12 protein-coding genes are annotated in these 10,344 nt (G+C 66.8%); 8 read left to right on the top strand and 4 right to left on the bottom strand.

Going from position 1 to position 10,344, the window contains the following annotated elements; all coding sequences use genetic code 11:
* The 5 genes from lpxK to L810_RS33055 all read left to right on the top strand — a co-directional run.
* Positions 1-679: tetraacyldisaccharide 4'-kinase (lpxK, locus tag L810_RS33075; protein WP_042977139.1), on the top strand; the 679-nt coding region annotated here is incomplete at its 5' end.
* Positions 660-854, top strand: a complete 195-nt coding sequence (locus tag L810_RS33070; RefSeq protein WP_006482216.1) for a Trm112 family protein — start codon at positions 660-662, stop codon at positions 852-854. The genes lpxK and L810_RS33070, both read left to right, overlap by 20 nt.
* 116 nt (positions 855-970) lie before the next feature.
* A complete protein-coding gene (gene kdsB / locus L810_RS33065; protein ID WP_021162572.1) occupies positions 971-1,762 on the top strand; it encodes a 3-deoxy-manno-octulosonate cytidylyltransferase in 792 nt (263 codons plus the stop codon).
* A gap of 207 nt (positions 1,763-1,969) precedes the next feature.
* Positions 1,970-2,632: an adenylate kinase gene (adk, locus tag L810_RS33060; RefSeq protein ID WP_021162571.1), complete on the top strand. Its 663-nt coding sequence runs from the start codon at positions 1,970-1,972 to the stop codon at positions 2,630-2,632.
* A gap of 294 nt (positions 2,633-2,926) precedes the next feature.
* Complete coding sequence (locus L810_RS33055; RefSeq protein ID WP_021162570.1) at positions 2,927-3,685, top strand: 3-hydroxyacyl-CoA dehydrogenase; 759 nt, start codon at positions 2,927-2,929, stop codon at positions 3,683-3,685.
* 70 nt (positions 3,686-3,755) lie between these two features.
* On the opposite strand, the gene L810_RS33050 is transcribed toward L810_RS33055, so the two are convergent.
* Both L810_RS33050 and murJ read right to left on the bottom strand, forming a co-directional pair.
* Positions 3,756-4,598, bottom strand: coding sequence for a SirB1 family protein (locus L810_RS33050; protein ID WP_027789283.1), 843 nt, complete (start codon positions 4,596-4,598; stop codon positions 3,756-3,758).
* An 8-nt stretch (positions 4,599-4,606) separates the two neighbouring features.
* A complete protein-coding gene (gene murJ / locus L810_RS33045) occupies positions 4,607-6,157 on the bottom strand; it encodes a murein biosynthesis integral membrane protein MurJ (protein WP_021162568.1) in 1,551 nt (516 codons plus the stop codon).
* Positions 6,158-6,461: 304 nt separating this feature from the next.
* Here murJ and rpsT point away from each other — a divergent pair, with 304 nt between their 5' ends.
* Entirely contained in the window at positions 6,462-6,734 is a 273-nt protein-coding gene (gene rpsT / locus L810_RS33040) for a 30S ribosomal protein S20 (RefSeq protein WP_006482211.1), read from the top strand.
* 168 nt (positions 6,735-6,902) lie between these two features.
* Here the strand turns inward: rpsT and L810_RS33035 are convergent, their stop codons facing one another.
* Positions 6,903-7,223, bottom strand: a complete 321-nt coding sequence (locus L810_RS33035; RefSeq protein WP_021162567.1) for a DUF3579 domain-containing protein — start codon at positions 7,221-7,223, stop codon at positions 6,903-6,905.
* Positions 7,224-7,636: 413 nt separating this feature from the next.
* Here L810_RS33035 and argF point away from each other — a divergent pair, with 413 nt between their 5' ends.
* The gene (argF, locus tag L810_RS33030) at positions 7,637-8,566 is read left to right on the top strand and encodes an ornithine carbamoyltransferase (RefSeq protein WP_027789281.1); all 930 of its coding nucleotides are present in this window, start codon (positions 7,637-7,639) and stop codon (positions 8,564-8,566) included.
* A gap of 90 nt (positions 8,567-8,656) precedes the next feature.
* Here argF and murB read toward each other — a convergent pair whose 3' ends face one another.
* On the bottom strand, positions 8,657-9,706 hold the full coding sequence (gene murB / locus L810_RS33025) for a UDP-N-acetylmuramate dehydrogenase (protein WP_042977136.1): 1,050 nt from the start codon (positions 9,704-9,706) through the stop codon (positions 8,657-8,659).
* Between the two features lie 137 nt (positions 9,707-9,843).
* Here murB and L810_RS33020 point away from each other — a divergent pair, with 137 nt between their 5' ends.
* Entirely contained in the window at positions 9,844-10,329 is a 486-nt protein-coding gene (locus L810_RS33020; protein ID WP_021162564.1) for a YajQ family cyclic di-GMP-binding protein, read from the top strand.
* Positions 10,330-10,344: the final 15 nt, after the last annotated feature.

Genomic DNA, 10,344 nt, shown 5'->3' with positions numbered 1-10,344 from the left:
GGGCGGCGACGAGCCGCTCCTGATCGCACGCCGCACCGGCGCGCCCGTCTGGGTCTGCCCGGATCGCGTCGCGGCCGCGCAGGCGCTGCGCGCCGCGCATCCGGACGTCGACGTGATCGTCAGCGACGACGGCTTGCAGCACTACCGCCTTGCGCGCACGGTCGAACTCGTCGTGTTCGACCACCGGCTCGGCGGCAACGGTTTCCTGCTGCCGGCCGGGCCGTTGCGCGAGCCGCTGTCGCGGCACCGCGATGCGACGCTCGTCAACGATCCGTACAGCGGCGCGCTGCCGCCGTGGCCCGACACCTATTCGCTCGCGCTCACGCCGGGCGCCGCATGGCACCTCGACCAGCCGGCGCTGCGCCGCCCGCTGTCGCAATTCGCGAACGAGCGCGTCCTCGCCGCGGCCGGCATCGGCGCGCCGGAACGCTTCTTCGCGACGCTGCGCGCGGCCGGTCTCGCGCCCGCGACGCGCGCGCTGCCCGATCACTATGCGTTCGCCGACAATCCGTTCGTCGACGACGCCGTCGACGCGATCCTGATCACCGAGAAGGATGCAGTAAAATTAGGCGCTTCCTGGCGCGACGCTCGACTGTGGGTCGTCCCCGTCGAAGCCGCGCTCGATCCTCGCCTCATTGCCCTCGTTGTGGAGAAACTCCGTGGACGCTCGCCTGCTTGAAATCATTGTGTGCCCTATCTGCAAAGGCCCGCTCCACTATGACCGTGCCGCGCAGGAGCTGATCTGCAACGCGGACAAGCTCGCCTACCCGATCCGCGACGGCATCCCCGTGATGCTGGTCGACGAAGCGCGCCAGACCGTCGAAGGCACGCCGGTCGACCCGGCCGGCCGCTGAGCCGCCCGACCCCGCTCCAGCCCGAGCCGCGGCCCGTCCGCGGCCAGGGCGCCGAACCCTCCGGGCGATCCGCGCCAGGCGCGCCGCCCGCTCCGTTCTCTTCACCGCCCGCCCCGATGACTCACCCGCAACCCTTCATCGCCGTCATTCCCGCCCGGCTCGCGTCGACGCGGCTCCCGAACAAGCCGCTCGCCGATCTCGGCGGCAAGCCGATGGTCGTGCGCGTCGCCGAGCGTGCACGTGAGGCGGGCGCGCAGCAGGTGCTCGTCGCGTCCGACGCGCAGAGCGTGCTCGATGCCGCGCGCGATCACGGCTTCGAAGCGGTGCTGACGCGCGCCGACCATCCGTCCGGCACCGACCGTCTCGCGGAAGTCGCGGCGACGTTCGGGTGGAGCGACGACACGGTCGTCGTCAACGTTCAGGGCGACGAGCCGCTGATCGACCCCGTACTCGTGCGCGACGTAGCGTCGCACCTCGCCGCGCATCCGGCGTGCGCGATTGCGACGGCCGCCCACCCGATCCACGACTCGGCCGACGTGTTCAACCCGAACGTCGTGAAGGTCGCGCTCGACGCGCAGAGCGTCGCGCTGTACTTCTCGCGCGCGCCGATTCCATGGAGCCGGGACGCGTACCAGCCGCACTGGCCCGACGTCGCAGCCATGCCTGCGCCTGCTTTCCCGGTCTATCGGCACATCGGCCTCTATGCGTATCGCGCGCGTTTCCTGCGCACGTATCCGACGCTTGCGCAGGCGCCGATCGAACAGGCCGAGCAGCTCGAGCAGCTGCGCGCGCTCTGGCACGGCGAGCGCATCGCGGTGCTGATCACCGAGTCCGCGCCCGAAGCCGGCATCGACACGCCGACCGATCTCGCACGCGTGCAGGCCCTTTTTCAGCCGGGACCAAAATAACCCGTGGCATAATCAGGCGATTGTGCGAGCCGTCCGCGACCAGCGCGTCCTCGCTTGACCCCGCCCGCGGCCCTGCCGGCAGCCGCGCGTCGCTCAACCCGACGCGCCGCATCAGACCGGTCCGCCGCGCGCCAGGCAAGCGCCGCGCCCACCGTCGCGGCGCTTTTTGCGTCTCGCCACACGAATCTACATACTGGAGATATCACCATGCGTTTGATCCTGTTGGGCGCGCCCGGCGCGGGAAAGGGCACCCAGGCAAACTTCATCAAGGAAAAGTTCGGCATCCCGCAAATCTCGACGGGCGACATGCTGCGCGCGGCCGTGAAGGCCGGCACGCCGCTCGGCGTCGAGGCGAAGGGCTACATGGACGCCGGCAAGCTCGTTCCGGATGCGCTGATCATCGGCCTCGTCAAGGAGCGCCTGAAGGAAGCCGACTGCGCGAACGGCTATCTGTTCGACGGCTTCCCGCGCACGATCGCGCAGGCTGACGCGATGAAGGAAGCGGGCGTCGCGATCGACTACGTGCTCGAGATCGATGTACCGTTCTCGGAAATCATCGAGCGCATGAGCGGCCGCCGCACGCACCCGGCATCGGGCCGCACGTACCACGTCAAGTTCAACCCGCCGAAGGTCGAAGGCCATGACGACGTGACGGGCGAGCCGCTGATCCAGCGCGACGACGACAAGGAAGAAACCGTCAAGAAGCGTCTCGAAGTGTACGAAGCGCAGACCAAGCCGCTGATCACGTACTACGGCGACTGGGCGCAGCGCGGCGAGGAAAACGGCCTGAAGGCGCCGCAGTATCGCAAGATCTCGGGCCTCGGCGCCGTCGAGGAAATCCGCGAGCGCGCGTTTGACGCACTGAAGTAAGCAGCGCGTCGCGCACCCGCAAGCCGCCCTCCCCGGGCGGCTTTTTTTTGCCCGGGCGGAATTCGCACGACGGTTCTGGTATCGCCGCCGCGTGAGGGTGCCCCGTACAATCGGCGGGTGCGGGCGTCTGTGTTACCGGTGCGCCGGCATTTCAACCGATCACGGGGCAAGAATCAGACAATCGCATTGCCCCCGGAAGCGTAACTTGTGCTGAAGCGCGGACGGCGGTCGACCGCCTTGCATGGGACCGCCCTAAGCGCTGAAGCGCCAAGGGCGGTCGACACGGAGACAGTCATGGACATTCGCGGCAACGTATTTCTGATCACGGGCGGCGCATCCGGCCTCGGTGCCGGCACGGCGCGGATGCTCGCGCAAGCAGGCGGCACGGTCGTGCTCGCCGACCTGAACGACACGGCAGGCACCGCACTCGCGACCGAGCTGGGCGGCATCTTCGTGCACTGCGACGTGTCGAGCGAGACCGACGCGCAGGCGGCCGTCGACGCAGCGACGCGCGCAGGCACGCTGCGCGGCCTCGTGAACTGCGCCGGCATCGCGCCCGCCGCGAAGACCGTCGGCAAGGACGGCGCGCATCCGCTCGACGTGTTCGCGAAGACGATCAACGTGAACCTCGTCGGCACGTTCAACATGATCCGGCTCGCGGCCGCCGCGATGGCCGCCACCGCGCCGACCGCGGAGGGCGAGCGCGGCGTGATCGTCAGCACCGCGTCGGTCGCCGCATTCGACGGGCAGATCGGCCAGGCCGCGTACGCGGCGTCGAAAGCGGGCGTCGCGGGCATGACGCTGCCGATCGCGCGCGACCTGTCGCGCAACGGCATCCGCGTGATGACGATCGCGCCCGGCCTGTTCGAGACGCCGATGCTGCTCGGCATGCCGCAGGACGTCCAGGACGCGCTCGGCGCGATGGTGCCGTTCCCGCCGCGGCTCGGCAAACCGGCCGAATACGCGCTGCTGGTGCGCCAGATCGTCGAGAATCCGATGCTCAACGGCGAAGTGATCCGCCTCGACGGCGCGATCCGGATGCAGCCGAAATAAGCACGCAAAAAAACGCCCGCATCGCGGGCGTTGTGTCATTCACGGTTCCGGCAGGCAGCACGGCGGCGGCTCAGTCCTCGCCGTCGCGCTGCATCCGCTGCCGCAACTCGGTCACTTGCGATTCGACGACGGTCGCGTCGTCCGCGTCCGGCCGCTCGCCGAGATACTGCTCGAGATCCTCGAGTGCGGGGCGCAGGTAGTCGAGCCGCGCATACGCGAAACCGCGGTCGCGGACTTCGTCGAGATGCTCGGGCAGCAGGATCACGAGCCGCTGCTGCACCGCGAGCAGCCGTTGCCAGCGCTCCGTCTGAAGATAGATCGTCTTCAGGTTGCGCAGCATCCGCGCGATGATCTCGCGGCTCGTCGCCGGCTGCAGCAGTGCGCGCAACGCGCTGTCGACCGCACCGGCCGCACGCGCGACGTACGGCTCGAGCATCTCGACCATCTCGGCTTCGGACAGCGAATGGCCGTTGGCCGGGTCGATGATCAGGTCGCCGTCCGGCAGCGTGACGCGCAGCAGGAAATGGCCGGGGAACGATACGCCGCGCGCCGGCACGCCGATCTGCTCGGCGAGCTCCAGGTACAGCACCGACAGCGAGATCGGAATCCCGCGCCGCCGCTTCAGCACGGCGTTCAGGTGGCTGTTATCGGGGTCGTAGTAATCGTTGTGATTGCACGCGAAGCCGAGCTCGCGGAAGAAGAAGTCGTTCAGCGCGGCGACGCGGCCCTTCAGGTCCGTGTCGTCGGCGAGCCGCCGGCGCAGCCGCGCCGCCAGCATGTCGAGTTCGGCCAGCGTGCCCTGCAGGTCGAGGTCGGGATAGGCGTCCTGTGCCAGCGACAGCGCCGCTTCCGTGACGGGCAGGCTGTCGTCGTCTGCCACGAGCGTGCTGAAGTAGTCGAGGACGCGGGTCATTGCGGTCGTCACTTGGCGCGCCTTCTGAAATAAGCGTATTTGAAGCCCATCACCCACAACATACCGAAATATAGTGCAGCGAACAGCACGAGGCACGCGGCCATCAGCGCGATGCGATCGAGCGGCTGCGTGCGCATCCCGGTCCAGTCGAAGCTGATCGACAGCCAGTGCATCAGGCCCGCGAGCACGAGCGCCGCGCCGATCAGCTGCACGAAGAAGCGCAGCCAGCCCGGCGACGGCTGGTAGATGCCGCGCTTGCGCAGCCCGAGGAACAGCAGCAGCGAATTCAGGCACGCGCCGACGCCGATGCTCAGCGTCAGGCCCGCGTGGCCGATCAGCGGCACGAACACGTAGTTCGAGATCTGCGTGACGATCAGCACGCCGATCGCGATCTTGACGGGCGTCTTGATGTCCTGCTTCGCATAGAAGCCCGGCGCGAGGATCTTGATCAGGATGATGCCGACGAGGCCGATCCCGTAGGTCGCGAGCGCGCGCGCGACCATCGTGACGGTATGCGCGTCGAACTTGCCGTAGTTGAAGAGGGTCGCCGTGAGCGGCGTCGCGAAGAAGAACAGCGCGAGCGCGCTCGGTGCCGCGAGCAGGAACGTGACGCGCAGCCCCCAGTCGAGCAGCGCCGAATACTCGTGCGAATCGGCGTCGACGTGAGCCTTCGACAGGCTCGGCAGCAGGATCGTGCCGAGCGCGACGCCGAGCAGCGCCGTCGGGAATTCCATCAGGCGGTCGGCGTAGTTGATCCACGACACGGCGCCCTGCCCGAGCCGCGACGCGATGTTGGTGTTGATGATCAGCGACAGTTGCGCGACCGACACCGCGAACGTCGCGGGCACCATCTTCGCGAGCACGCGCTTCACGCCCGGGTGGCGCAGCGCGCGCAGCGGGTTGAGGCCGATCAGCGGCACCATGTCGATCTTCTTCAGGCCCGGCAGCTGCACGAGGAACTGCAGCACGCCGCCGACGATGACGGCCCATGCAAGCGCGAACACCGGCACCTTCAGGTGCGGCGCGACGAACACGGCCGCGGCGATGAACGCGACGTTGAGCAGCACCGGCGCGAACGCGGGCAGCGAGAAGCTCTTGTACGTGTTCAGCACGCCGGATGCGAGCGTCGTCAGCGAGATGAACACGATGTACGGGAACATGATCCGCGTCATCGTGACCGCGAGCGGGAACGCCTGCCCGTCGGTGTGCAGGCCGGATGCGACCGCGAATACGACCCACGATGCACCGGCGATCCCGAAGACCGACAGCACGGCAAGCGCCCACGCCAGCACCGTCGACATCGCGTCGACGAGCGCTTTCGTCGCATCGTGCCCCTGCTGGTTCTTGAACTCGGCGAGGATCGGCACGAACGCCTGCGAGAACGCGCCTTCGGCGGACAGGCGGCGCAGCAGGTTCGGGATACGGAAGGCGACGTAGAACGCGTCGGTGTATTGACTGGCGCCGAACGCACGGGCGATCAGCGTCTCGCGGGCCAGTCCGGTCACGCGCGACAGCAGCGTGAAGCCGCTGACCGTCAGCAGGGCTCGGAATAGATTCATGGGGCGCTTATTATACGGACGTTGCGTGGCCCGGCCAGCGGCCGATGCCGAAAAGCGCGCACGCCACCGATGCCCCGCCCGACGGTTGTCACGTTCAACTTGCCACTCGCTTGATTTTGTTGCTATAATCGCCGGTTTCTGGGCTCGTACATGCACGGCAACTGCCGTTTTCATGTCCCGGCCTCGGTTAAAATCACCGTTTTTTTATGCGCCCCTGGGCAATCGTTCTCAGGGGACGGATCAAAAAGCAGCGCTTGGCCGTCAGGCTCCAAGCTCTGGAAACAGGACAGGATAAGGAACCGTCATGGCTAACTCCGCACAAGCACGCAAGCGCGCCCGCCAGGCCGCGAAGGCAAACTCGCACAACTCGGCGCTGCGCTCGAAATTCCGTACCGCGATCAAGTCGGTTCGCAAGGCTGTTGAAGCCGGCGACCAGGCAAAGGCTGCCGAGCTGTTCAAGGCTGCCGTGAAGACGATCGACACGATCGCCGACAAGAAGATCGTTCACAAGAACAAGGCCGCTCGCAGCAAGAGCCGCCTCGCCGCGGCCGTCAAGGGTCTGCAGGCAGCAGCGTAACTCCGGTGCGCCCGCTCACGCGGGCGTTCCTGTTTCCTGCGATCGCAAAAAAGCCCGCCTAGGCGGGCTTTTTTGTCGCCTGTCGCCGGCGCACATCCTGCGGGCCGGCGACATGTGCCAAGGTGGGCGCCAGGGTGGGCGCCGCATGCGCCCTCGCCCGTGCCGGCATCACTTCTTCGCGTCGTAGTCCGGCAGTTCGCACGCCTCGGTGACGACGAGATTGTTGTCCTTCGCGAAATTCAGCACGAAATCGAACGCCATCGGCTCGACGTCGCGCAGCCGGGAATCGAGGATCACACATTTGAGGTCGCCGAGCATCGTCGGACGCACGTAGAGCGAATACTTGAGGCGCGCGTTCGGCCCGCTCGCCCCCGGCCCGAAGCAGGCCATCACACCGGCCAGACGTTCCGACCAGTCGCTCGGGCGAAACTTTTTCCCGTCTTTCGTGATGCCCTGGATGAAGAATTCGGTCGGAGGGGTTTCAGCCATGTGGTTACCCAAGTGACGGCCCGGCGATGTCCAGGCAACGGCGCCTGGATACGCGAACACAAAGCTGAAACGGACGGCGGCACAAGCATTCCGATATCCCGAAAACGAGACGTCGACGTGCGCCGCCGGCGGACTGCACCGGATTTGTGCAGCGCACGGCTTGTGTCCGGCAGAGCGCGAAGAGGCTTGCCTGCCGGGCTGGAGAAAACTTTTGGATTATACCGCAGCGCGCCATCGCGCGTCGTCCCGACACCCCTCCTCCTGCGCCGCCCGCAGTGCACGGCGATCGCGCCCCGCTTCTCTCCCCGGCTCGTCAAAGCACAGAAAATCCTTTATGCTGCTTTGAGTTATCCACACCCGACGGCGGCGCCGTCCGGCCTTGCTGCCGGGTGCAACCCGCCGCATTTCGCTTCATGACCGCCAAAACCATTCGTCACTACCTGCAGTTCAAGGATTTCTCGCTGGAAGACTACGAGTACGTGCTCGAACGCACGGGTATCCTGAAGCGCAAGTTCAAGAACTACGAGACCTATCACCCGCTGCACGACCGCACGCTCGCGATGATCTTCGAGAAGAACTCGACGCGCACGCGCCTGTCGTTCGAAGCCGGGATCTTCCAGCTCGGCGGCCACGCCGTCTTCATGAGCACGCGCGACACGCAGCTCGGTCGCGGCGAACCCGTCGAGGATTCCGCGCAGGTGATCTCGCGGATGGTCGACATCATCATGATCCGCACGTTCGAGCAGGAGATCATCCAGCGCTTCGCGGACAACTCCCGCGTGCCGGTGATCAACGGCCTGACGAACGAATACCACCCGTGCCAGGTACTCGCCGACATCTTCACGTACTACGAGCACCGCGGCCCGATCGCCGGCAAGACCGTCGCGTGGGTCGGCGACGCGAACAACATGCTCTACACGTGGATCGAAGCCGCGCAGATCCTCGGCTTCAAGCTGCGCCTGTCCACGCCGCCCGGCTACGCGCTCGACATGAAGCTCGTGTCGCCCGACAGCGCGCCGTTCTACGAAGTGTTCGACGATCCGAACGAAGCGTGCAAGGGCGCCGATCTCGTCACCACCGACGTGTGGACGAGCATGGGCTTCGAGGCCGAGAACGAGGCCCGCAAGCAGGCATTCGCCGACTGGTGCGTCGACGAGGAGATGATGGGCCACGCGAACCCGGACGCCCTCTTCATGCACTGCCTGCCCGCGCACCGCGGCGAGGAAGTGACGGCCGGCGTGATCGACGGCCCGCAGAGCGTCGTATGGGATGAAGCGGAAAACCGCCTGCACGTGCAGAAGGCACTGATGGAGTTCCTGCTGCTCGGCCGCCTCAAGCACTGACGCGCCGGCACCCGGCAACCCATGTAAAAAGCGCCGATCGTCGATCGGCGCTTTTTGTTGTGGCCCGCGAAAAGCGGTGCGAAACCCCGCTTACAGGCAGACGGGTTCGGGCTCGAGCTCGACGCCGAAATGCGCGCGCACGTCGGCCTGGATCGCCCGCGCCAGCGCGAGCACGTCGGCGCCCGTCGCGCCGCCGCGATTGACGAGCACGAGCGCCTGGCGGTCGTGCACGGCCGCCGCACCCAGCACGCGCCCCTTCCAGCCGCAGCGGTCGATCAGCCAGCCGGCCGCGAGCTTGACCTGGCCATCCGGCTGCGGATACGACACGATCTCGGGCGTGCGGGCGCGCAGCGCATCGAATTGCGCCGCATCGATCACCGGATTCTTGAAGAAACTGCCCGCGTTGCCGAGGACGAGCGGATCGGGCAGCTTCGCGCGGCGGATCGCGACGACGGCGTCGAACACATCACGCGGCGCGGCCGCATCGGGTGCGATGCCACGGGCGTCGAGTTCGCGCGTGACGTCCGCGTAGCCGAGCCGCGGCGCCCATTGCTTCGGCAGCCGGAACGTCACCGACACGATCGCGAACCGGCCAGCCCCTTCCCGCTTGAAGAAACTGTCGCGATAGCCGAACGCGCAGCGCGCGGCGTCGAAGCGCTCGCTGCGCCCGGTCGCCAGCTCGACCGCGACCAGCGAGTCGAAATACACCTTCATCTCGAGACCGTATGCGCCGATGTTCTGGATCGGCGCGGCACCGACCGTACCCGGAATCAGCGCGAGGTTCTCGAGGCCGGGCATCCCGTGCTCGAGCGTCCATGCGACGAATGCGTGCCAGTTCTCGCCGCCGCCGGCCTCGACGTACCACGCATCGTCGTCCTCGCGCACGACGCGGCGGCCCTTGATTTCGTCGAGCAGCACGATACCGTCGAAATCGCGCGTGAACACGACGTTGCTGCCACCGCCGAGCACGAGCCGCGGCAGGTTCGCGACGCGCGGGTCGCGATGGAGCGCCTCGAATTGCGACGCATGCGTGACGCGCGCGGCAAGGCGCGCGGTCGCGGCAATGCCGAACGTGTTGTGCGCGGCGAGCGGATGGTCGGGAAGCAGCGACAGGGCGGAATCGTCAGGAGGCATCGGCATTCGCGGTCACGTCCGCCCGGTCGGCGCATGGCCGGCCTTGGGCAAACGGAGGGGCATCGGTAAAATGGCAAACAGTCCGCAATTATAGCGAGTGCCCGCGCGCGAGCCGGGCATCCGCATCTCAAGGGAGGAATGCCATGCCATCGTTCGACGTCGTTTCCGAAGCGAACATGATCGAAGTGAAGAACGCCATCGAGCAGTCGAACAAGGAAATTTCGACGCGCTTCGACTTCAAGGGCTCCGACGCACGCGTCGAGCAGAAGGAGCGCGAGCTGACGCTGTTCGCCGATGACGATTTCAAACTCGGCCAGGTCAAGGACGTGCTGATCGGCAAGCTGGCCAAGCGCAACGTCGACGTGCGCTTCCTCGACTACGGCAAGGTCGAGAAGATCGGCGGCGACAAGGTCAAGCAGATCGTCACCGTGAAGAAGGGCGTGACCGGCGATCTCGCGAAGAAGATCGTGCGGCTCGTGAAGGACAGCAAGATCAAGGTGCAGGCGAGCATCCAGGGCGACGCGGTGCGCGTGTCGGGCACGAAGCGCGACGACCTGCAGAGCACGATCGCGATGCTGCGCAAGGACGTGACCGACACGCCGCTCGACTTCAACAACTTCCGCGACTGATCGCCCGACGATCCG

Origin of the sequence: Burkholderia sp. AU4i (assembly GCF_000466765.1) — a bacterium.
In the GTDB taxonomy this organism is placed as follows: Bacteria; Pseudomonadota; Gammaproteobacteria; order Burkholderiales; family Burkholderiaceae; genus Burkholderia; species Burkholderia cepacia.
This window is presented reverse-complemented; position numbering and strand designations above follow the sequence as displayed.

Coding starts and splice junctions, on each gene's coding strand:
- kdsB (WP_021162572.1), top strand. CDS start 971: ATGACTCACCCGCAACCCTTCATCGCCGTCATTCCCGCCCGGCTCGCG.
- adk (WP_021162571.1), top strand. CDS start 1,970: ATGCGTTTGATCCTGTTGGGCGCGCCCGGCGCGGGAAAGGGCACCCAG.
- L810_RS33055 (WP_021162570.1), top strand. CDS start 2,927: ATGGACATTCGCGGCAACGTATTTCTGATCACGGGCGGCGCATCCGGC.
- L810_RS33050 (WP_027789283.1), bottom strand. CDS start 4,598: ATGACCCGCGTCCTCGACTACTTCAGCACGCTCGTGGCAGACGACGAC.
- murJ (WP_021162568.1), bottom strand. CDS start 6,157: ATGAATCTATTCCGAGCCCTGCTGACGGTCAGCGGCTTCACGCTGCTG.
- rpsT (WP_006482211.1), top strand. CDS start 6,462: ATGGCTAACTCCGCACAAGCACGCAAGCGCGCCCGCCAGGCCGCGAAG.
- L810_RS33035 (WP_021162567.1), bottom strand. CDS start 7,223: ATGGCTGAAACCCCTCCGACCGAATTCTTCATCCAGGGCATCACGAAA.
- argF (WP_027789281.1), top strand. CDS start 7,637: ATGACCGCCAAAACCATTCGTCACTACCTGCAGTTCAAGGATTTCTCG.
- murB (WP_042977136.1), bottom strand. CDS start 9,706: ATGCCGATGCCTCCTGACGATTCCGCCCTGTCGCTGCTTCCCGACCAT.
- L810_RS33020 (WP_021162564.1), top strand. CDS start 9,844: ATGCCATCGTTCGACGTCGTTTCCGAAGCGAACATGATCGAAGTGAAG.